Here is a 22,950-nt window from a genome sequence, read left to right on the forward strand (position 1 = left end):
GTTTCACTCCACGCGGTTCACAAGCGTTTGCACGGCAGCCAGCAACTGGTCTGGGACCACCGGTTTTCGTAGGAATGTCCGACCGCAGCCTTCGGTGAGGGCTTTCCAGTCGTCCGTTGCACTGTATCCAGACATCAGAATGACCTTCAGGTCGGGATTGAGGTCCAGAAGGCGACGGGTCAAGGCAGGGCCATCAAGGCCGGGCATAACCACATCTGAAATCAGGATATCAATAGCATCCTGATCTTGCTCGAATATTTTTTCGGCTTCGTGGCCATTTTCGGCCGTTAACACGGTACAACCGGCGTCTTCGAGGGTCATGGTGATCAGGCGGCGGACAGAGTCCTCGTCTTCTGCCAGCAGAATGGTGAAGTCTTCTCCGTTGAAATCGCTCTGCCGGGAAACTCTCTTTGATGGTTCAGTCTTTTCTGGTTCGCACAAAGGTAGCAGAATGGTGAACACCGAGCCAACACACACTTCTGATTCCACATCAATGATGCCGCCCATATGTTCCGCCACCGAATAGACCATCGGCAAGCCCAGACCGGTTCCTTTGCCTTGTTCCTTGGTGGTGAAAAATGGCTCGAAAATGCGGGGCAGCAAGGCCGGGTCAATGCCGGTGCCGGTATCCCGCACGCGCAGGGCGGCATAGGCACGGTTTGCCGACAGCAAGGGATGACGCTCGAACAGGCGGCGACTGGCTTCAGAGTGTTCATGGGTGAGCCGGGACAGGCTCAGCTGAATTTCGCCGCCCTCTGGCATGGCATCACGGGCATTGATGCACAGGTTGACAATGGCCTGATGCAGCTTGACCGGGTCGCCTGAAACGATCAGGTCCGGGTCGCTGATCTGCACATCGACATCAACCCGGACACCCAGCAAGGGACGCAGGAAGTTGGTCAGGTCGCGCAGCATGTCTTTCAGACGGATTGGCCGCTGTTCTTCGCTCAGGCTCCGGCGCGAGAAGTTCAGCAGCTGGCTGGTCAGCGAAGCCGCCCTGTCGGCAGCCTTGGTGACCTCTTCCAGGCACATCACCACCCGTTCACTGTCTTCGGGGCTGCGCAGGGCCATGCGGGCAAAGCCCCCGATGGAGGTCAACATGTTGTTGAATTCATGAGCAATACCCCCCGCCAGCTGGCCGATGGCATCCATCTTTTGTGAATGCTGCAGGGCGGCTTCGGTCTGCTTGCGGGTGGTGATGTCGCTGTACATCACCACCAGCCCGCCGCGCGGCATCGGGCTGGTGTGGACATCAACATGGCGACCATCGGGCAGCTCGACTTCGGACAGCAGGGTGTCGGTGTCATCGTGCGGGCTGAACGGGTCAGGCATGTTGTCGACCGGATGGGGGGCAGGCAGTTTCTTGACTCCGCGCTGAAAGTCAAAGTCCCGGAAGGCCTGCAGCGCCGTTCCCGGCTGCAACAGGTGGGCCGGATAATCCATCACCGGTGCCAGATGGTCGTTCCAGGTCAGCAGGGTCAGGTCGGTGTCAAAAACGGCAATACCCTGAGCCATGGCGTCAAAGGTGCCTTCGAGCACTTTGCTTTTGCTGGCCAGTTCCTGCTCGTGCTGTTTGGCCATGGTGATGTCGGCCAGAACCTTGACGATCCCGCCGGTCCGTGTCGGGCGTTCCGAAATACGGTACCAGCGGCCATCGGTCAACTGGCATTCCTGTGGTTGCGGGGCGCTGAGATGGCGGCGCATCCGGTCTTCGACCCATTGTCGCAGATCCTGCGGGCCATGGTCTCCGGCCACACCCAGCCGCTGGGCGGCGGTGGCCAGGATGGTGGAAAAGGATGCGCCGGGAACCAGCAGGTCGGCAATGGTCGGATAGGCCCGCCGATAGCGTTCGTTACACACCACCAGAGTGTTGGTGTCGTCAAACAGGACAAAGCCTTCATCGACGCTGTTGACCGCATCAACCAGCAGGCGTTGCAGGCGATCGGTTTCATGGGCGGCCTGTGCCAGTTGCTGTTCGATGGCGGACAGTTGGTAGGCACTGTCCCGCAGACGCTGATGGATGGCTTGCAGGCGTCGCCAGCCAAAACTGCCAAACAGGCACAGCAGGACAAGAATGGCAGTGGTGATGGTGATGATTTCGATGATCGAAAGATGGTCGTAAACCGCCGCATAGATGATGCTGATCGCCCCGATGCAGGTGATCAGCCCGGCGAGCATCACCATGCGGGATGGTCTGAGGGGGGTGGTCAGTTCGGACAGGGTGGCCTGAATGGCCTCTGTCGAAGGGGCCGGGGTGATGTCGCTGTCTTGTGCTGGCGGTTCGGCCATTGCGCCTGTTCTCCCCCGATACCCTGCGGACCACGGCGTGTGGTTTGTAGACTGATGTCGTCCACGGTCTGTTTATAGCGGGTAGAGGAGGGTACAGACAACTCTGCCTTTCGCCCTATGGGCAGAAGGGGAAAGGTATTTTTCTGGATATTATTGTTTGTATAGAGGTGTTGCTCAGAGAGCGTTCATGCCTCGGAGGGACGCCCGTTCATCATGCAGTCTGAACGAGCGTCCATGCCGGGATGTCAGCCGTCAAGGTCCAGCCCAAAGGCCCGCAACAGGGTTTCCGCGCCAACGGTGGCGGTCATGGTACCGGCGGCAACGTCGTGCTCAATCGACGGAATGCGTTCGGCAACCGCCGGGTCGCGTTCCAGCGCCAGCACCAGTCGTTCTTTCAGCATCGACCACATCCAGGTGATTTGCTGCTCGCGGCGTTTGGCGGGCAGCTCGCCACTGTCGGTCAGGATCTTGCGGTGATCCTGGATTTTCTCCCACAGCGTGTCGATGCCATAGTTGTTCAGGCCGGAAATGGTCACCACTGGTGGTTTCCAGTTCGGGCTGGCCGGGGTCATGATGTTCAGGGCATTCTTGTATTCGACGCGGGCAGCCAGAGCACGGCGGTCGTTGTCGCCCTCGCACTTGTTGACGGCGATCATGTCGGCCAGTTCGAGGATGCCCTTTTTGATCCCCTGCAACTCGTCGCCCGCCCCCGGCAGCATCAGCACCAGATAGAAGTCAACCATGTCGGCGACCAGCGTTTCCGACTGTCCGGTCCCGACGGTTTCCACCAGCACCACGTCAAAGCCAGCCGCTTCGAGCACGATCATCGTTTCGCGTGTTGCTCGCGCCACGCCCCCCAGATAGCCGCCGGTGGGCGAGGGGCGGATAAAGGCGTTCTCGTCGGTTGACAGTTTCGCCATCCGGGTCTTGTCGCCCAGAATGGAGCCGCCCGTGCGCGACGAGGTCGGGTCAACCGCCAGCACCGCCACCTTGTGGCCCGCGCCGGTCAGGTTGGTGCCGAATGTCTCAATGAAGGTGGACTTCCCCACCCCCGGAACCCCGGAAATGCCGATGCGATGAGCTTTGCCGGAATGGGGGACCAGCCGCATCAGCACCTCTTTGGCCAGCGCGCGGTGTCGTTCGGCCCGGCTTTCGATCAGGGTGATGGCTCGGCCAATGATCGCACGGTTGCCCGCAAGCACACCGTTTACATAATCGTCTGCGGTTTTGGGCAGCATGGGACGCCTTGAAGAAAGGAAGCGGGAAACACGAAGGGAAGACAGCAAAAAGCGGGGACCGGACAGTCCCCGCTTTCTGGCAGGCCAAGGCAGAGCTTACGCAGCTTCGCTGGCATAGCCAAGCTGGCTGTTCAGCTTGGCAATCAGGTCCTGCGCCGCCACGCTGATCTTGGTGCCGGGCGGGAAAATAGCCGCCGCGCCGGACTGGTACAGCTCGTCCCAATCCTGCGGCGGGATCACCCCGCCAACCACGATCAGAATGTCTTCGCGGCCCAGTTTTTTCAGTTCGTTGCGCAGTTCCGGCACCAGCGTCAGGTGGCCAGCGGCCAGCGACGACACGCCGACGACGTGGACGTCGTTTTCCACCGCCTGACGGGCGGTTTCTGCCGGGGTCTGGAACAGCGGCCCGATATCAACGTCAAAGCCGATATCGGCGAAGGCGGTGGCGATCACCTTCTGGCCCCGGTCGTGGCCGTCCTGGCCCATCTTGGCGATCAGCACGCGCGGGCGGCGACCGTCGTTCTTTTCAAAGTCATCGACCAGTTTGCGCACTTTGGCAAAGCTGTCATCCATCGCACCAACCTCGTTGGAATAGACGCCAGAGATGGCCCGGATGGTCGCCTGATGGCGGCCATAGACCTTTTCCAGCGCGTCAGAGATTTCACCGACGGTGCACTTGGCGCGGGCCGCATCGACGGCCAGAGCCAGCAGGTTGCCTTCACCGCTGGCGGCGGCGTTGGTCAGGGCGGTCAGCCTGGACTCGACTTCGGCGGCGCTGCGCTCGGCGCGCAGGCGTTGCAGCTTTTCGATCTGCTGGGCGCGGACCGACGAGTTGTCGACCTTCAGCACGTCCAGCTTTTCTTCTTCGTCCAGCACGTACTTGTTGACACCCACCACCGTCTGACGGCCCGCATCAATGCGCGCCTGCGTGCGGGCGGCGGCTTCTTCGATGCGCATCTTGGGGATGCCGGCTTCGATGGCCTTGGCCATGCCGCCTTCGGCTTCGACTTCCTGAATATGGGCCCAGGCGCGTTCGGCCAGATCGCGGGTCAGGCGTTCGACATAGTACGAGCCGCCCCACGGGTCGATCACCCGGCAGGTGCCGCTTTCCTGCTGGATGAACAGCTGGGTGTTGCGGGCAATGCGGGCCGAGAAGTCGGTCGGCAGGGCGAGGGCTTCGTCCAGCGCGTTGGTGTGCAGCGACTGGGTGTGGCCCTGGGTGGAGGCCATCGCTTCGACGCAGGTGCGGGTGACGTTGTTGAATACGTCCTGCGCGGTCAGCGACCAGCCCGAAGTCTGCGAGTGGGTGCGCAACGACAGCGACTTGTCGCTCTTGGGGTCGAACTGCTTGATCAGTTTGGCCCACAGCATGCGGGCGGCGCGCATTTTGGCGACTTCCATGAAGAAGTTCATGCCGATCGCCCAGAAGAACGACAGACGCGGGGCAAACTTGTCGATATCAAGCCCGGCCGCCATCCCGGCGCGGGCGTATTCCACGCCGTCGGCCAGAGTGTAGGCCAGTTCGAGGTCGGCGGTGGCCCCGGCTTCCTGCATGTGATAGCCGGAAATCGAGATCGAGTTGAATTTCGGCATGTTTTGCGAGGTGAAGGCAAAAATGTCCGAAATGATCCGCATCGACGGGGTCGGCGGATAGATGTAGGTGTTGCGGACCATGAACTCTTTCAGAATGTCATTCTGAACGGTCCCGGACAGCAGGGCAGGGGCGACGCCCTGTTCTTCGGCAGCGACAATGTACAGGGCCATCACCGGCAGGATGGCGCCGTTCATGGTCATCGACACGCTCATCTTGTCGAGCGGGATGCTGTCGAACAGCTGGCGCATGTCATAGATGCTGTCGATGGCCACCCCGGCCATGCCGACGTCACCGGCCACGCGCGGATGGTCCGAGTCATAGCCACGGTGGGTGGCGAGGTCAAAGGCCACCGACAGGCCCTTTTGGCCCGCCGCCAGATTGCGACGGTAAAAGGCGTTGGATTCTTCGGCGGTCGAGAACCCGGCGTACTGGCGGATGGTCCACGGCTGTTGCACGTACATGGTCGGATAGGGACCACGCAGGAACGGCGGCAGGCCGGGCAGGGTGTTCAGGTGGTCCAGCCCGTTCAGGTCAGCGGCGCTGTACAGCGGCTTGACCAGCAGCTTTTCCGGGGTTTCCCACGTCAGGGCGCTGGCCGGGTTGCCGATGGCGGCTTCCAGGCTCTGCTGCCAGTCGTTCAGGCTGCCGCTGGTGTTGGCGGCGAAGGGAACTTTGGTGAAATCAGGAATGCTGGCCATTATTCGGTGACTCCCAGATGAGTCTGGGCGGCACGCAGGAGTTCCAGCGCGTCGCAGCCCATGAAAATGTACTCGTCAACACCGGCAGCGGTAAAGGCCGCACGGGCTTCGTCGTCGGCGGGCTTGCCAGCCATGTAGACCCGGCTGGCGCCGGTGGCCTTCAGGGCGCTGGCAAACGACGCTGCGAGCTCGCCATATTGCTCGTCGCTGCCACACAGGACGGCAATGCGGGCACCGCTGTCCTTGAAGGCAGCGGTCAGGGCGTCGGTGTTGGCAAAGCCGTCGTTGCTGATGCCGGCGATGCCGCCCGCTTCAAAGAAGTTGCGGGCAAAGGTGGCGCGGGCGGTGTGCTGGGCAACGCGGCCGATGTTGGCGAGGAACACCAGCGGACGGACGCCGTTGTTCAGCACCATGTAGACGTCGGAATTGTCGCGCAGCTCTTCCCAGTCTTCGGCCAGACGGTGGGTATCCATCGGCTCGATACGGGCGGCGTCGCCCTTGCGGGTGCGGCTGCCGATGGTCGGAGCCTTGGCGGCGCGGGCCATCTTCAGGCGGTTGGCGGCACCCTTGCGCAGGACTTCGAGGTCCGGCAGCTTGATGTCCACCGGCGCTTCGGCCAGATTGGGGAACTCGTTGATGCCGGTCAGCGCGTCCTTGCGGCGGGCAATGGCCTTGCGGCGTTCGGCCCACTCGCCCGCGATCTTGGCTTGCAGCTTGCCGGAATCGAGGGCTTCGGCGATGCCGCCCCACTTTTCGATCTGCTGGAATTCTTCCCACGCCCGTTCGGCAACCTGCCGGGTCAGGCTTTCGACGTACCACGAGCCCCCTGCCGGGTCGATCACCCGGCCCAGACTGGACTCTTCCTGCAGCACGATCTGGGTGTTGCGGGCGATGCGGCGACCAAAGTCGGTCGGCAGGCCAAGCGCGCTGTCAAACGACGGCGCGGACACGCTGTCGGCCTGGGCAATACCGGCCGAGAATACGCCGATGGTGACGCGCAGCATGTTGACCCACGGGTCACGCTGGGTGAGCACGCGGTCCGAGACATCGACGTGCAGGCGCATCCGGCGGGCCGGTTCCGAGGCGCCACAGGCTTCGGTGACACGAGCCCACAGCATGCGGGCGGCGCGCAGCTTGGCAATCGACAGGAACTGGTCGGTGCCAACCGGCAGGCTGAAGGCGATCTGACGGCAGGCGTCATCAACGCCCATCCCGGCCGCGGTCAAGGCCCGCAGATAGGCAACGCCGGTGGCCATCGCACAGCCAAGATCGGTGACGTCGGTGGCACCACCGTTGTAATAGGCGGCGGTGCTGACGCCAACGGCGGTCACGTTCGGGAAGTCGACGGCAGTGGCCTTGGCCATTTCCGCCATTTCGGCCAGAGCCTGCTCCAGCGATTGCGGCAGGGTACCGGCGCTGGCCAGAGTGCCGATCGGGTCAATGTTGTACGCCCCTTGCGCCACCTCACCCTTCACGCCCCGGCTGGTCCACACTTCGGCCAGCAGCGAAGCGGCGGCGACGGCCCCCGCGCCCGCATCGAGCGCCACCGGTGCCAGGTCGAGCATCACGCCCGCCAGCACGGTGTCCAGATCGGCGGCCGACGAAATCATCAGGCCACCGATGCCAGCCTGCTCCCCGGCGGTGTCGGAATCCTGCCCCGCCTGTCCGGCGGCATCCAGCCGCAGCAGCAGGCTGGTCACGCCCCGTTCGAGGTCGGTGAGGATTTCCTTGTTGGCATCGTTCAGGTCCGGGTTGCTGTAGACCTGCCGGATGTCCCACGCGGCCCCGATCGGGTTGGCAGCCGAACCGCTCACGGTGGCGGCGCGGGCCAGCGGCATGGAGCCGGGGAAGCCGGACTGATCGCCTTCGGCGTCCCAGTCTTCGCGGGTATAGATCGGCTTCAGGGTGATGCCGTCATAAAGACGGGTCATCAGCTTCTTTTCGAATGAAGCGCCCTTTAGGGCCTTGTCGACCAGCGCACGCCAGGCCTCTTGGGTGGCGGGCGCAAAATCCTCGGTGAGGTTCAGATCTGCGGTGCTCATGGGATCCCGAACGGTTCCTTGGTTGGCAAAAGAAGTCAGCGGAAGCCCCCCCAGCGGCGACCCCCGATGCCCACATGCAGGTAATGTTCCATACCTCTAGCGCATTTGAGGGGGGCAAGTGAAGGGAAATACCACGGTTCGCTAACGTAACCTTATGTTGCGGTGCACACTTTCCCTAACGTCAAATGAGCGAGTTCCATGGAATAATCATACCTCAAAAGACCATATTCCGCAATTTTATAAGGATATGCCCGCTGTCGCAGTGCGGGAAATTTGTCCTTTTGGTCAGGGTTGATGAAAAACCGTAGACTTTGGCAGGGGGCTTGACCTATCAAGAAACCGTAACATCGTCCCTTGTCCCCGATCGGCCTGTTGCGGGATGCTGTTCTGGTCGAAATCCGGCGGAGCGGCAGAGCGCGAAAGGCTGTTTATTGCCGTTTGCCGATCGCACCCGGAGCCTGTGCCAGTCCCCATGGTCCTTGAACCGTCTTCCTCCCTGTCCCCGCCTGTCGCCCCGCCTCCACGGCTGGAGCTGCGCGCCATCGACAAACGGTTTCCCGGCTGTCATGCCAACCGGGCGGTATCGCTGACCCTGCAGGCGGGGGAAATCCATGCCCTGCTGGGGGAGAACGGCGCCGGGAAATCAACGCTGGTCAAGATTGTTTACGGAATTCAGCGGGCTGATAGTGGAACCATCCTGTGGGATGGTCAGCCGGTGCGCATCCACAGCCCGGCCGAGGCCCGCCGTCTGGGGATCGGGATGGTCTTTCAGCACTTCAGCCTGTTCGACAGCCTGACGGTGGTCGAAAACATCGCGCTGGGGATTGGCTGGAAGAAGCCTCTGGCCGAACTGGCAAGCCGGGTTGAAGAGATTTCCCGCCGCTATGGCCTGCCGCTGGACCCGCTGCGGACGGTCCACGACCTGTCGGTGGGCGAGCGGCAGCGGGTGGAAATCTGCCGCTGCCTGTTGCAGGACCCACGCCTGATCATCATGGACGAGCCGACCAGCGTGCTGACCCCGCAGGAGGTTACAGTGCTGTTTAGCACCCTGCGTCTGTTGCGCGACGAAGGGCGGACCATTCTGTACATTTCCCACAAGCTGGAAGAAATCCGCGCCCTGTGTTCGGCGGCAACCGTCCTGCGGGCTGGTCAGGTGGTCAGCCAGTGCGACCCACGGCAGGAAACGGCGCAAAGTCTGGCCCAGATGATGATCGGCGCCGAGCTGAAGGCCGTGCAGCGGACGCAGGCAAGCTGTGTGGGGGAAGATCGTCTGGTGGTCGATGGCCTGCACCTGTCGCCGTCGCAACCGTTCGGGATCACGCTCGATGGCGTATCGCTGACCGTGCGGGCGGGGGAAATCGTCGGGATTGCCGGGGTGGCCGGGAACGGTCAGAACGAGTTGCTGGCGGCATTGTCCGGCGAGCAACTGTCCCCGCGCGCCGAGGCGGTGCGGATTGATGGTCAGCCGGTCGGCCTGCTGGGAGCGCGGGCGCGCCGTGACCTCGGGATGGCCTTCGTCCCCGAAGAGCGCCTTGGGCGCGGGGCGGTGCCGGACCTGAGCCTTGCGGACAACGCCCTGCTGTCCGGCTATGGCCGACAGGCGCTGGTGCGGCGGGGGTTGATCCACTTTGGGCTGGTCAATGCCTATGCCGACCGCATCATCGACATGTTTTCGGTCATCACCCACGGACGCCGGGCGGAAGCCCGATCCCTGTCCGGGGGGAACCTGCAAAAATTCATCATTGGGCGTGAAATCCTGCAAAAGCCCGGCCTGCTGGTCTGTGCGCAACCAACATGGGGGGTGGATGCCGGGGCAGCCGCTGCCATTCATCAGGCGTTGATCGGACTGCGCGAGCAGGGGGCGGCGGTGCTGGTGGTCAGTCAGGATCTCGACGAACTGTTTACCATTGCCGACCGCATTGCGGTGATCTGTCAGGGGCGTCTGTCTGAAACGCACCCGGTCCATGAAACGACGGTCGAGCAGGTGGGGATGCTGATGGGCGGGCTGTTTGAAACCCCGGAGCAGCCGGAAGGAGTGCATACCCATGGCCTTTAAGCTGGAAGCGCGTGGAGCGTCGTCCCGGCGCTGGGTCTATGGTGCGCCGGTGCTGGCTGTGCTGCTGACGCTGGTGTTTGGCGGTATCCTGTTTGCCCTGCTGGGCTTCGAGCCGCTGGCGGCCCTGTACACCTTTTTCATCTCGCCCCTGAACAGCGCCTATGGTGTTGCCGAGCTGCTGGTCAAGGCGGCTCCGCTGGCGTTGTGCGCCGTCGGGCTGGCGCTGGGCTTTCGCGGTAACGTCTGGAACATCGGGGCCGAAGGGCAGTTGACGATGGGGGCGGTGACCGGCGGTGGTGTGGCGCTGGCGCTGGGGGATAGCGGTGCCGGCTGGTGGGTGTTGCCGCTGGTGATGATGGCCGGGATGGCTGGCGGGATGTTGTGGGGGATGATCCCCGCGTGGCTGAAGACCCGCTTTCATGCCTCGGAAATTCTGGTCAGCCTGATGCTGACCTATGTCGCTGACCTGTTCCTGTCGATGATGGTCCATGGTCCGTGGCGTGATCCCGATGGCTATGGTTTCCCGCAATCGCCGATGTTCGGCGATGCGGCGACATTGCCGATCCTGTGGGCGGGGACCCGTCTGCATCTGGGCGTTCTGCTGGCGTTGCTGGCGGTGGCGGTCGGCTGGTTTGTCATTGCGCGGACTTTTATCGGCTTTCAGATCAAGGTGATGGGCTTGACGCCTGTCGCCGGTGGCTATGCCGGATTTTCCCATAAACGCATCATCTGGATGTCGTTCCTGTTGTCTGGCGCGCTGGCCGGTCTGGCCGGGGTGTGTGAAGTTGCCGGGCCGATCGGGCAATTGCAGCCGGTCATTTCGCCGGGCTATGGCTTTACCGCCATTATCGTGGCCTTTCTGGGCCGGTTGCATCCGGTGGGCATCCTGCTGGCATCGCTGTTGATGGCGCTCAGCTATCTGGGGGGCGAGGCGGTGCAGATTTCCATGCGCCTGCCGCTGGCCGTCACCGGAGTGTTTCAGGGGATGTTGCTGTTTTTCCTGTTGGCGTGTGATGTGTTGATCCGCTATCGCCTGCGGTGGCTGTCGTCGGTGCGGGAGGCCGGATAATGGACGCTGATACTCTCGCCCTGACCGGCGTTGTGATGGCCATGATGCGAGCGGCAACGCCGCTGATCTTTGCCGCGCTGGGGGAAGTGATGACCGAAAAGGCCGGGGTGCTGAACCTTGGCGTTGAAGGCATGATGTTGATGGGGGCAGTGGCGGCCTTTACCGCCGCCGTGACCACCGGCTCGCCGGTATTGGGGCTGGTGGCTGCGATGCTGGCCGGAATGCTGATGGCATTGCTGTTTGCCTTCCTGACCCAGACGCTGATGGCCAATCAGGTGGCCACCGGTCTGGCGCTGACCATTTTTGGCGTCGGGCTGTCGGCGTTTGTGGGCCGCGACATGGTCGGTCAGACGGTCGAGCCGCTGGCCGCCATCCAGTTGGGGGCCTTGAGCCGCATTCCGGTGGTCGGGCCGTTGCTGTTCGGGCATGATCCGCTGGTCTATGTTTCGCTGGCGCTGGCCGCTGCCGTCTGGTGGTTCCTGCGTCGCTCGCGCTCGGGGCTGGTGGTGCGGGCAGTTGGAGAAAATCCGCAGGCGGCCCATGCCATCGGCTATCCGGTGCGGTTGATCCGCTATGCGGCGATCCTGTTCGGTGGCGCAATGAGCGGTCTGGGCGGTGCCTATCTGTCGCTGGTCTATACCCCGATGTGGATCGAAGGCATGACCGCCGGGCGCGGCTGGATCGCACTGGCGCTGGTGGTGTTTGCCTCGTGGCGGGCCGAGCGGGTACTGTTGGGGGCCTATCTGTTTGGCGGCATCACCATTGCCCAGCTGCACCTGCAAAGCAGCGGTGGTCTGGCCGTGCCGTCCCAGATTCTGACGATGCTGCCCTATCTGGCAACCATCCTTGTTCTCGTCCTGATTTCCCGTGATGAAACCCGCATTCGCCTGAATGCGCCGGCCAGTCTCGGCAAGCTGTTTCACCCGGAAGGGTGAGTACCGTCTTATAGTAGTTCGTACAGTCGCAACAGGAGGCTCTCCCATGGCAATGGGTCCGTTCCGTAACGTGTCGCGCCGTCGTTTTACGGCTCTTGGCTCTGCTCTGCTGGCAGGTGCCCTGGCCTGGGGCTCGCTGGCCCCGGTGGCCTCGGCGGCTGATCCGCTGAAGGTTGGCTTTGTCTACGTCGGCCCGGTTGGTGACTTTGGCTGGTCCCACCAGCATGACGAAGGCCGCAAGGCGCTGGAAGCGGCCTTTGGCGACAAGGTCAAGACCGCCTACGTCGAAGACGTGCCGGAAGGTGCCGATGCCGAGCGGGTGATCAACCAGTTCGCCCAGCAGGGCTTTGATCTGGTGTTCACCACCTCGTTCGGTTTCATGAACCCGACCCTGAAAGTCGCCAAGCGCTATCCGAACATCAAGTTCGAGCATGCGACCGGTTACAAGCGGGCCGATAACGTGGCCACCTATGCCGCCCGTTTCTACGAGGGCCGGGCGATCATCGGCACCATGGCCGGGATGATGACCAAGAGCAATGTTTTGGGCTACATCGCCTCGGTGCCGATCCCCGAAGTGGTGCAGGGGATCAATGCCTTCACGCTGGCGGCCCGCAAGGTCAACCCCAAGGTGCAGGTGAAGGTGGTGTGGGTGAATTCCTGGTACGATCCGGGCAAGGAGCGTGAAGCCGCCGAAGCCCTGATCGCGCAGGGAGCCGACGTCCTGTCCCAGCACACTGACAGCCCGGCACCGGTGCAGGCTGCTGAAGAAAAGGGCATTTACGCCTTTGGGCAGGCCTCGGACATGGCCAAGTTCGGTCCGCACGCCCAGTTGACCTCGATCGTTGACAACTGGGGCGACTATTACATCGCCCGCGTCAAGGCAGCGATGGACGGGTCGTGGAAAGCCATTGATACCTGGGATGGCCTGAAGCAGGGCATGGTGCACATGGCCCCCTATGGGGCGGCGGTGCCGGATGCGGTGAAGGCCAAGGCTGACGAAGTCAAGGCCGGTATCATTGCTGGTACGCTGCATCCGTTCACCGGCCCGATCAAGAATCAGGCGGGCGAGCTGGTGGTCAAGGACGGGGAGACCATCCCCGACGGCCAGTTGTTGACGATGAACTGGTTCGTGGAAGGCGTGCAGGGCCAGTTGCCGAAGTAACCTTTGCGCGATGATTGTTGTCGAAATGGCCATCAGGGTTGCTGGTGGCCATTTTTTTCTTGTTATGGTGGGGGCTACCCGTCTTATATTGCAGCTTAATGATTGGTAATCATGATGGTTTTTAAAAGGGACAGTCATGGGTTTTTCTGACGCAGTATCTTCGTTTTTCAATAAATATGCAGTTTTTAAGGGCAGATCATCAAGGTCTGAATATAATTATGCCAGAATTTTTATGTATTTATCATCATTCATTTTATCTATAATAAGTTCAATAGAAAGTTATTATAATATATATTCTCATAATGAGTATGGATTTTACTCACCTTTGTCATCTATTGTTCATATATTATTTATAATTTCTGTGATTATACCTTCTATTTCTTTATTTATACGTAGACTTCATGATTTAAATTTCAGCGGCTGGTGGTTTTGGTTGTGGCCAGCCGTCGTAATTTTTGCATTTGCTCTGATCTTTCGGGACTCTCTGTTTACGTCTTGGGCTGTGAGTGGCTTGCTTTTGTTCTTGGTCGTCTCAGAGGTACTGCTCATGTGCATTCGCGGTACTGTGGGCCCGAACCGTTTCGGCCCCGATCCGCTGGCGACCGGTGGGCCTGAGCAGGCTCCGGTGCCCGCTTCTGAATGAAAGGCCGCTTCTAGAGCAGTGAGCGCAAAAGTGATTCCGGTTTTGCGCAAAATCACTGCGTCAGGTTTAACGCACGCTGGTCTGGGGCGAGCTGAAGGACCGATAAGCCCGGCAGGAATATTGTCTCAATGATGTTTCTGCCTGGGCATATTGGTGCAGATTTGCAGGGAAAAATTCATCAAATTGCGTTCAATTGACCAGGCAGGCTGATTTGGTGTTGGCCTTTTGGGGTAAGGACGTGTACCCTGCATGGAGCAGTATGATTGTCATGCGTCCTTTTGGTTGATGGCCCTGTGATTTGTTTTTCAGGGCTGACGTGTGATAGGTGGGCATGGGGTGAACATGCCCTGCGAAGATGGGAATGTGGTGGGTAGCGCAGGAAAAGCTGAAGTGCTTTCTTTCCCGACGAACGCCGCCAGTTTTCATGAGGATTGTAGATCTGGGGAATGAGCGCCCTCTGGAATGAGAGGGCTGTTTTTGGGGTGTGAAGGAGAGGCATGCCATGAGCCTCAAGGTTGGACAGCAGACAATTACGATGCCGTCAGCATCGACGTCGCGCACTGCGGCGGCGAACCACGCTGCGCCAACCGATCTGTTTCAGCAAGTCAGCGGCCTGTCCGGGGCCAACACTGCTGGACCGGATAGCGACACCCTTGATTTCAGCAGCAGTTGGGGTGGCTTCCAGAGCTATGATGATCGTGGGCAGAAAAAGGGCAACCGCTCGCTGCTCGACGGTGTTCGCTTTGGGGACATTCTGGCTACCGAGGAAGTTGGGACCACGCTGGTCAATTATCAGGCCATGCATGACGTCCTGCCGATGCCGACCCTGCGCTTCGGGGCGATGCTGTACGAAAATGCGATGCGGGCAGTGACCAATAATGGTGTGGTCCGTCCCCTTGGTGGGACCGTCAACCGCTTGCTGTAAAGCCCCGCTCTTGTCAGAGCGGGCAGCCTTCCCCAAATCAAAAGCGTGCTTTTTGGGATAGGAACCCCGATCATGTCTGATTCCTTGTCAATGGCATTGGCCGGATTGCGCAACGCCGAGCAGCAGGCTGCGACGGCCGCGATCCACCTTGCCCACTCGAATTCCAGCGTTCAGGCTGAAGCCGAGAACGAAGCCCTGCGCAGCAACGCAGCAGCCTCTACCGGTCGGACGCAGATGGTGGATCAGGCGGCGGTCTGGTCGGCACGGGCCCCCGAGCAACAGGCTGTGCCCGCCGCAGAGGCTGCGACGGACCCGGTCAGCGATGTTGTTCAGTTGCAACAGGCCAGCAATGCCTATGCTGCCAGTGCCACCATGGTGAGCGCAGAAGAGAAAATGACCCAGCAGGCCCTGAGCGTTCTGGGTTGAGCGTTCTGGGTTGAGCGTTCAGGGGTAAGATGACGCCTTGTCAGGATCGGGAGCACACACGATGAGTGCCGGGCTGGAACCTCCTGACGGGCAAGGTAACGACGCCGCCGAGCGATCGCGCATCCTGTTGTATCATCAGGCCAGTAAGCATTCCTCACGTGGGTATGCTCCATCGCCGGGATTCCTTGACTGGGACTCTCAGCCGGACCCCTTTCGGACCTTTGAGCAGACCCGGCGTATTCCCCTGCCGCTGCACCGGCGCGTTCAGGCTGCTGGATTCCATCAGCTGCATCGGGACGCACTGCCATCGTTGTCTTTCAGTGCCTCAACCATTGGGCTGCTGTGCGAACTGGCATGGGGGCTGAGTGCATGGAAAGCCGCCGATGGGGCTCGCTGGGCTTTGCGCTGTGTGCCATCAAGTGGCAACCTGCACCCAACCGAAGCCTATCTGCTGCTGTGGGGAGAGGCGGTTGGGCTGCCTGCCGGGGTTTATCATTATCACCCGCTGGATCATGCGCTGGAATGCCGGGCCGAACTGGGCGAACAGCAGGTTCAGGCATTGCGGCATGCCTATCCTGACCATGTCGGCATGGCCGGGCTGTCGTCGATTGGCTGGCGGGAAGAGTGGAAATATGGCTCGCGCGCGTTCCGCTATTGCCAACTGGATGTGGGGCATGCGGTCGGAAGCCTGGCCTATGCCGCGCGCGTCTGTGGCTGGGGGGCTGCCGTTGACCCACGGCTGACCGATGATGATATCGAAGCCCTGCTGGGGCTGAGCGATCGCGACAGCTATGCGGATCGGGAACGGGAACGCCCGGACGTGCTGATCTGGCTTGAAAGCCGTGGTCAACAGGCGCTGCCGCCCGATCTGGCACCACTTCGTGCGGTGACCGGAACAGTGACCTGGCAGGGGCGGGCCTCGCAGGTCGGCCGTGAAATGATTGTCTGGCCAGAGGTGGCGCTGGCCGAATCCGTGACCCGGAAAACGGTGGACGTGCCCGTCTGCTGGCCTGAACCCCGGTGCTTGCCAGTGGACCCGGCCCCTGAACATGACTGCCCGGCAGACAGGCTGATTCGCCAGCGCCGTAGCGCCCAGCGCATGGACCCGGCGGGAACGATGCATGCCGCGGATTTCCGGCGGTTGCTCGGGCGCGTGTTGCCGGGGGTGGAGAGATGGTCGCCGCTGCATGCTCTGCCGTTTCAGCCTGCCATCCAGCTGATGTTTCTGGTGCATGGTGTCGAGGGTTTTGCCCCCGGGGCCTACCTTCTGGACCGGGGGCTACCGGACTGGCCGCAATGGTCCGCCGGGCGACCGTGGCAGGCTGCCGATCCGCATCTGCCCCTGTATGGCTTGCCCGAGGCGCAGGACCTGCGGCGACTGGCCTCGCAGATGTCGTGCTATCAGGGCATTGCAGGGCGGGGCGCTGTGACAGTGGTGATGGTGGCCGATATGGCCGAAACGCTGGCCCGCGAAGGGGCGTGGGCCTATCGGCGTCTGCACTGGGAAGCCGGGCTGTTGGGACAAATCCTCTATCTGGAGGCCGAAGCCAGCGGTTTGCGCGGCACCGGCATCGGGTGCTTCATGGATGATGACAGCGTGGCCCTCAGCGGGCTGCGCGGTGGGGCGGATGGTCGTTGGCAAACGGTCTATCATTTCACCATCGGGGCGGCGATTGACGACCCGCGCCTGCAAAGCGAACCGGCCTATCCTGTTGCTGTTTCTCTTGACGGATCAGCGCAGGAAGGCTGAAATACCACTGGCTCCCCCAAGGCCCTCCCACCCTGAGACCGGAGCCTTGTTGATGCCTGTTCCCGATATTGACGATTACCTTGACCTGTTCCGGCTGTACGGCGGTCGGCTGGACAAGATCTATCTGACCTCCGAAAAAGAAGATCAGTACCGGTTCCTGTTCGAGCAGGTGTGCCGGTTGCTGGCGCAGTCTTCGGGCTTTAACCTTGCCATGCCCCGCCCCTTTGTCACCACGGCACAGAAGTATCTGGCCGGGGATGCCGGTGCGCTCGCCAAGCTGTCCGACCCGGAGGTCCGTCACTTCATGCTGAGTGACCTGTATGACTATATCGAGTTACAGGCGCGCCTTGCGGGCAAATGGTCCGAGCTGTGAGCTTTCAATGTGAACCATGCTCACAGCTTTTCGCAACAACAATGCGCCAGCGGCGTAGCAGCAGGGAATTACTGACCACGCTGACACTGGAAAAGGCCATCGCCGCCCCGGCTAGCGCCGGGCTGAGGCTGCCACTGGCAGCCAGCGGCAGGGCGACCACGTTGTAGGCAAAAGCCCAGAACAGGTTCTGGCGGATTTTGCGATAGGTGGCGGCGCTGATGTCCAGCGCTTGCGCCACCAGTGCCGGATCACTGCGCATCAGGGTCAGGTCGGCGGTTTCCATCGCCACATCCGATCCGCTGCCCATCGCCATTGCCACATCGGCCTTGGCCAGAGCGGGAGCATCGTTGACACCATCCCCGACCATGGCGACGATATATCCCTGTGCCTGCAAGGATTCGACCTGCGCGGCTTTTTGATCGGGCAGGACTTCGGCCCGGATATCGCTGATCCCCAGCGGGGTGGCAATCGCTTCGGCGGTTTTGGCCCGGTCGCCGGTCAGCATCACCACATGAACGCCAGCCTGCTGCAACGCCTGTACCGCTGCTGCTGCCGTTGGGCGGGCGGCGTCGCTGAGGGCGATCAGGCCGTTCAGCGACGGGCCGTGTCCGCCATCCTGCGCTGCCCAGATCACGCTGTTGCCCTGCTGTTCCAGGTCGCTGGCCGTTTGCTCCAGCGCAGGTGGCACCGCCACTCCGTTCAGCTCCATAAAGACCCGACTGCCAATGATCACCGAAGCCCCGGCAAGGGTGGCCTGAATGCCGCGGCCGGGGACAGCCTGAAAGCCTTGCAGGGGCGGCAAGGGCAGGGACCGGCTGGCGGCTTCGCTGAGGATCGCTTTGCCAAGCGGGTGTTCGCTGCCCTGCTGGGCGGCGGCGACCAGCGTCAACAGCGCCTCGGGTGTTCCCGTGACCGGATGCAGGCTGCCGACCGTCGGCTGCCCAATGGTCAGGGTGCCGGTCTTGTCAAACACCACGGCGGTGACGGCATGGGCGCGTTCCAGGGCTTCGGCATTCTTGATCAGGATGCCATGACGGGCGGCAACGCCGGTGCCAACCATGATGGCGGTCGGTGTTGCCAGCCCCAGAGCGCAGGGGCAGGCGATCACCAGTACCGCGACGGCGGCGGCAAAGGCCAGATTGGGAGCCCCGAAACCCAACCACCAGACCGCAAAGGTCATCGCGGCCAGCACCAGAACCACCGGGACAAAGATAGCTGAAATACGGTCAACCAGTTTCTGCACCGGTGCCTTTGACGCTTGCGCATCGGAGACCAGCCGGATGATGCGGGCCAGCGTGCTGTTGCTGCCGACAGCGGTTGTCTCGACGATCAGCAGGCCGGTTCCGTTGATGGCTCCGCCGGTAACGCTGTCTCCGGGGGCCTTGGCAACAGGCAGGCTTTCGCCGGTCAGCAGGCTTTCGTCAACCGCGCTGTCCCCCTTGACCACCACACCATCGACCGGAAAACGCTCGCCGGGGCGCACGATTACCTGATCTCCCAACGCGACGGCTTCGGGGGGAAGCTCGACCTCTTGCCCGTTGCGCAGCACGCGAGCGACGGGGGGGCGGAGGGCCATCAGGGCATGGATGGCAGCCGCTGCACCGCGTTTGGCCCGTCCTTCCAGCCATTTGCCCAGCAGGACCAGCGTCACCACCACCGCCGAGGCTTCGAAATACAGTTCGGGGTGGTGCGGGATGGTGAAGGTGCGCCATGCCGACAGGCCCCAGGCGGCCGAGGTTCCCAGCACCACCAGCACATCCATGTTGCCACTGCCCGAGCGCAGGCTTTTCCACGCGCCGCGATAAAAGCGCAGCCCGACGGTGAACTGGACAATCGAGGCCAACAGCAGTTGCACCATCGGCGGCAACCGCCATGACAGCAGGCCAAAATGCGCCAGCATTTCGCTGAGTAGGGGCAGGGTCAGGGCTGCCGACAGCAGCACGACGGTCAGATCGTGGCGGCTGGCTTTGCGGGCGGTGGCCATTGCCTGCTGATGTTGTTCGGCGTCCGAGGTGAGCAGGGTTCCGCTGAAGCCGGCCCGCTGGACGGCATCCAGAATGTCTGCCGGGGGCACAACACCGGTCGGAACGGTCAGTCTGGCCTGTTCGGTGGCAAGATTGACGCTGACGCTGTGGATGCCGGGAACCTTGCCAAGAACCTTTTCCAGCCGGGTCGAGCAGGCGGCGCAGGTCATGCCACCAATCTGGACGGTCAGGGTTTGCTCGGGGACGCTGAAACCGGCGGCACTGACCGCCTGCGCCAATGCCTCGGTGGTGGTGCTGGCAGGGTCAAAGGTGATGTCGGCCCGCTCGCTGGCCAGACTGACGTCGGCACTCTGCACGCCGGGTTGTTTCCCCAGCACGCGCTGCAATCGCCCGGAACAGGCGGCACAGGTCATGCCGTTGATGGGGAAGCTGGCTTTTTTCAGCGCGGCGGCAGAATGGCTCATGACGGCGAGGCTTTCGTCAGGGAAAGGCGGCTGTCTCGATATAGAAGGCCCGCAGCGGGAACGGTCAAGGGGGTGATCGGGAATAAGCAAGCATTTAACGCGGGCTGCGGACAAAAGCGTAACCGCACAGGCTGGCAAGGATCGACAGGACCATCGCACCCAGAAACGCCAGTCCGCCAAAGGCCTGATAGGCCGGTCCGGCTGCCAGCAGAGCAATACCGGGGATCAGGCCCATCGCAACCGACGAATACAGCGCCTGGGCGCGGACTTGCAGGCGAGGATCAACGTCGCGGGCGATGGTGTGCATGGCGCCCAGATGGGTGGCCCCAAAGGTTGCGGCGTGCAGGGTCTGGAACGGAGCCAGCCCCAATGGAGACGTGATGAAGGCCAGTGCAGCCCAGCGGACAATGCCGGTGACGGCGCCGAACAACACCAGCTTGTCGGCACCGACCTTTTGCACAATCCGGCCGGAAAAGGCGAACAGGGCAATTTCGGCAACCACGCCAATGCTCCACAACAGCCCGATGGTGCCACCGTCCAGCCCCTGAGACTGCCAATACAGGGTGGCAAAGCCATAATAGACGCAGTGGCTGGCCTGCGTGATGGCGGCGGTGCCCAGAAACAGCAGATAGCGGCGGTTGCGGAACAGCGCCCTAAAGGGAAGTTTAGGGCCGCTGCGGCTGATCAGTGGCGGATCGGGCGCGCGCACGACGGTCACCACCGTTGCGGCCACTCCGAGCAGGATCAGCCACAGGATGCCGGACGCCGCCCAGTGATCGACCGCTTGCCCGGCCAGTGCGGACAGGGCGATGAACGACAGCGACCCCCACAGGCGGGTGCGGCCATAGTCAAGGCGTCCCTGTGTGGTCAGGGTCATGGTGATGGTTTCGGTCAGCGGCATCAGTCCGGCCAGCAGGGAGCCAGCGAGAACCCCCAGACACAACAGGGCAGGAAAGCTGTAGGCAAACGGATAGAGGGCGTATAGCAGCATTGATGCCGAGGCGAGGGCAATCATCACCATCCGGCGGTGCCCCCGGCTATCAACAAACTGCGCAATCAAGGGGTTGGTGACCACCTTGGCCCAATAGATCGCCCCCAGCAGGATACCGATTTCGACCGGCTGCATGCCCCGGTCCTTCAGCCACAGCGGCCAGAACGGCATCTGGACCCCGATCACCGAGAACAGGGCGGCATAGAGGAACCCCAGACGCAGCCCTTCGGACGAGCGGGGAGGGACGGGCGGGCGTGATGTCATGTGCAGGACAGCCAGAGGCAAGGCCCGCACGGCGGGCGATACGGTGGGCGAAAGTGCCGGAAAAGCCCGCCATGATGCTCTTTCGTCCAGGGAAGGGCAAGGGGCGAGATGCAGGGCGAAAAATAACCATAATCTCCCTGCATGGCAGGCATTGCCGAACAGGGGGTGCTGGAGTTAAAGTAAGGTTTAGAGCGTTGCACGGGGTGGTCGGCAAAAAGCCCGGGAACCGGTGTTTTCTGACTGCGGTGTGACGTCAAGGAAAAGACTGTCGTGCTTTGTGCGGGTTGCGTGCACGATGGTCTGGTTCGGTTAAAATCAATCGTGGAGGAAACACCGTGACCGGCACCAATCCCTATGAGTTGCACCTGGACCGCAATGCGGCGAACTATGTTCCGCTGACCCCGCTGTCGATGATCAAGCGGGCGGCGCACGTGTTCCCGGATCGGACTTCGGTGGTTCATGGTGCGCGCCGTTTCACCTGGAAAGAAACCTATGCCCGCAGCCGTCAACTGGCCTCTGTGCTGGAACGGCTGGGCGTTCAGACCGGGGATACGGTGTCGATTCTGGCGCACAACACGCCGGAAATGTACGAAGCCCATTTCGGGGTGCCGATGTGCGGCGGCGTTCTGAACGCCATCAACACCCGTCTGGATGCGGACAACATCGCCTTCATTCTCGATCACGGCGAATGCAAGATCCTGATTGCCGACCGCGAATTCGGTGAACTGGTGACCCATATTCTCGGCAAGGTCGCCTATAAGCCGAAGGTGTTCTTCATTGATGATCCGGAATGCGACAATCCCGGCCCGGCGATCGGCGAAAAGGATTACGAGGCGCTGATTGCCGATGGTGATCCGGATTACGCGTGGAAAATGCCGGACAATGAATGGGATGCCATTGCCCTGAACTACACCTCGGGCACCACCGGCAACCCCAAGGGGGTGGTCTATCACCATCGTGGTGCCTATCTGACCGCCGTGTCGAACGCGCTCGACTGGAATATGGACAAGCATCCGGTTCTGTTGTCGAACGTGCCGATGTTCCACTGCAACGCCTGGTGTTTCCCGTGGACGGTGGCGATGAAGGCCGGGACTTTTGTCTGTCAGCGCCGGGTGTCGGCCAAGGTGATCTATGATGCGATTGCCGATCACAAGGTGGCCTACATCAACGGGGCGCCGATCGTTCTGGGGTTGATCCTGAACGCCCGCGAAGATGAAAAGCGCGAGTTCAACCACATCGTCAACGTGATGACCGCCGCCGCCCCGCCGCCGGCAAGTGTGCTGGCCGGGATGGAGCGTGAAGGCTTCCGCGTGACCCACGTCTATGGCCTGACCGAAACCTATGGCCCGAGTGTGGTGTGTGCGTGGAAAGACGAGTGGGACGTCAACGACATGGACGAACGCGCCCGTCTGAAGTCCCGTCAGGGGGTGGCCTATACCGCGCAGGAAGACCTGATGGTCGCCGACGCGGAAACCATGCAGCCGGTGCCGTGGGATGGGCAGACGCTGGGCGAAGTGTTCTGCCGTGGCAATCAGGTGATGAAGGGTTACCTCAAGAACCCGCGCGCCAGCGACGAGGCCTTTGCCGGTGGCTGGTTCCATACCGGTGACCTGGGGGTGATGCACCCCGATGGCTATATTCAGCTGAAGGACCGCTCCAAGGACATCATCATCTCGGGCGGGGAAAACATCTCCTCGATCGAAGTCGAAGGCGTCCTGCACAAGCATCCGGCGGTGGCACTGGCCGCTGTGGTGGCCAAGCCCGATGAAAAGTGGGGGGAAACCCCGTGCGCCTTCATCGAGCTTAAGCCCGGCTCCTCGGTCACCATCGAGGACATGAAGGCGTTCTGCCGCGACAATCTGGCGCACTTCAAGTGCCCGCGTGACATTCGCTTCATCGAGCTGCCGAAGACCTCGACCGGGAAAATCCAGAAATTCATCCTGCGCAAGCAGTTGCAGGATGAAGTCGGTGACAGCATTCCGTTGTGAGGCTGATCACCCCATAACTGACCATAACTGCCATGATGAGGCCGCCCCTTGTTGACAG

16 protein-coding genes are annotated in these 22,950 nt (G+C 61.8%); 10 read left to right on the forward strand and 6 right to left on the reverse strand.

Annotated features, from left to right (window positions below; all coding sequences use genetic code 11):
* Positions 1 to 3: 3 nt before the first annotated feature.
* The 4 genes from BW995_RS02825 to BW995_RS02840 all read right to left on the reverse strand — a co-directional run bounded on the left by BW995_RS02825 (position 4) and on the right by BW995_RS02840 (position 7,861).
* A complete protein-coding gene (locus tag BW995_RS02825) occupies positions 4 to 2,289 on the reverse strand; it encodes a PAS-domain containing protein (RefSeq protein ID WP_076398647.1) in 2,286 nt (761 codons plus the stop codon).
* A 245-nt stretch (positions 2,290 to 2,534) separates the two neighbouring features.
* Positions 2,535 to 3,527: a methylmalonyl Co-A mutase-associated GTPase MeaB gene (gene meaB / locus BW995_RS02830; RefSeq protein ID WP_076398648.1), complete on the reverse strand. Its 993-nt coding sequence runs from the start codon at positions 3,525 to 3,527 to the stop codon at positions 2,535 to 2,537.
* Between the two features lie 96 nt (positions 3,528 to 3,623).
* Complete coding sequence (gene scpA, locus BW995_RS02835) at positions 3,624 to 5,819, reverse strand: methylmalonyl-CoA mutase (RefSeq protein ID WP_076398649.1); 2,196 nt, start codon at positions 5,817 to 5,819, stop codon at positions 3,624 to 3,626.
* Positions 5,819 to 7,861 (reverse strand): methylmalonyl-CoA mutase family protein, encoded by a 2,043-nt coding sequence (locus BW995_RS02840; RefSeq protein ID WP_076398650.1) that lies wholly within the window; start codon positions 7,859 to 7,861, stop codon positions 5,819 to 5,821. Before BW995_RS02840 ends, scpA begins: the two co-directional genes overlap by 1 nt.
* A gap of 472 nt (positions 7,862 to 8,333) precedes the next feature.
* Between BW995_RS02840 and BW995_RS02845 the strand changes: the two genes are divergently transcribed.
* From BW995_RS02845 to BW995_RS02885, 9 genes are all read left to right on the forward strand, one after another.
* Positions 8,334 to 9,917 carry an ABC transporter ATP-binding protein gene (locus BW995_RS02845; protein ID WP_076398651.1) on the forward strand — a complete coding sequence of 528 codons (1,584 nt, stop codon included), beginning with the start codon at positions 8,334 to 8,336 and terminating at the stop codon, positions 9,915 to 9,917.
* Complete coding sequence (locus tag BW995_RS02850; protein ID WP_076398652.1) at positions 9,907 to 10,986, forward strand: ABC transporter permease; 1,080 nt, start codon at positions 9,907 to 9,909, stop codon at positions 10,984 to 10,986. Before BW995_RS02845 ends, BW995_RS02850 begins: the two co-directional genes overlap by 11 nt.
* A complete protein-coding gene (locus tag BW995_RS02855; protein ID WP_076398653.1) occupies positions 10,986 to 11,921 on the forward strand; it encodes an ABC transporter permease in 936 nt (311 codons plus the stop codon). Before BW995_RS02850 ends, BW995_RS02855 begins: the two co-directional genes overlap by 1 nt.
* Positions 11,922 to 11,973: 52 nt before the next feature.
* Positions 11,974 to 13,083 carry a BMP family ABC transporter substrate-binding protein gene (locus BW995_RS02860; protein ID WP_076398908.1) on the forward strand — a complete coding sequence of 370 codons (1,110 nt, stop codon included), beginning with the start codon at positions 11,974 to 11,976 and terminating at the stop codon, positions 13,081 to 13,083.
* A 136-nt stretch (positions 13,084 to 13,219) separates the two neighbouring features.
* A complete protein-coding gene (locus tag BW995_RS02865) occupies positions 13,220 to 13,726 on the forward strand; it encodes a DUF805 domain-containing protein (protein WP_076398654.1) in 507 nt (168 codons plus the stop codon).
* A gap of 502 nt (positions 13,727 to 14,228) precedes the next feature.
* Positions 14,229 to 14,651 carry a hypothetical protein gene (locus BW995_RS02870; protein ID WP_076398655.1) on the forward strand — a complete coding sequence of 141 codons (423 nt, stop codon included), beginning with the start codon at positions 14,229 to 14,231 and terminating at the stop codon, positions 14,649 to 14,651.
* Positions 14,652 to 14,723: 72 nt separating this feature from the next.
* Positions 14,724 to 15,077: a hypothetical protein gene (locus BW995_RS02875; RefSeq protein WP_076398656.1), complete on the forward strand. Its 354-nt coding sequence runs from the start codon at positions 14,724 to 14,726 to the stop codon at positions 15,075 to 15,077.
* 61 nt (positions 15,078 to 15,138) lie between these two features.
* Positions 15,139 to 16,827, forward strand: coding sequence for a nitroreductase family protein (locus BW995_RS02880; RefSeq protein WP_084194520.1), 1,689 nt, complete (start codon positions 15,139 to 15,141; stop codon positions 16,825 to 16,827).
* Between the two features lie 52 nt (positions 16,828 to 16,879).
* Positions 16,880 to 17,200, forward strand: a complete 321-nt coding sequence (locus BW995_RS02885; RefSeq protein WP_076398657.1) for a hypothetical protein — start codon at positions 16,880 to 16,882, stop codon at positions 17,198 to 17,200.
* Positions 17,201 to 17,204: 4 nt separating this feature from the next.
* Here the strand turns inward: BW995_RS02885 and BW995_RS02890 are convergent, their stop codons facing one another.
* Positions 17,205 to 19,649: a heavy metal translocating P-type ATPase gene (locus tag BW995_RS02890; RefSeq protein ID WP_076398658.1), complete on the reverse strand. Its 2,445-nt coding sequence runs from the start codon at positions 19,647 to 19,649 to the stop codon at positions 17,205 to 17,207.
* Between the two features lie 94 nt (positions 19,650 to 19,743).
* A complete protein-coding gene (locus BW995_RS02895; RefSeq protein ID WP_076398659.1) occupies positions 19,744 to 20,904 on the reverse strand; it encodes an MFS transporter in 1,161 nt (386 codons plus the stop codon).
* Between the two features lie 335 nt (positions 20,905 to 21,239).
* Between BW995_RS02895 and BW995_RS02900 the strand changes: the two genes are divergently transcribed.
* A complete protein-coding gene (locus BW995_RS02900; protein ID WP_076398660.1) occupies positions 21,240 to 22,892 on the forward strand; it encodes an acyl-CoA synthetase in 1,653 nt (550 codons plus the stop codon).
* Positions 22,893 to 22,950: the final 58 nt, after the last annotated feature.

The organism is Insolitispirillum peregrinum, from assembly GCF_900156605.1.
GTDB classification, from domain to species: domain Bacteria; phylum Pseudomonadota; class Alphaproteobacteria; order Rhodospirillales; family Rhodospirillaceae; genus Insolitispirillum; species Insolitispirillum peregrinum.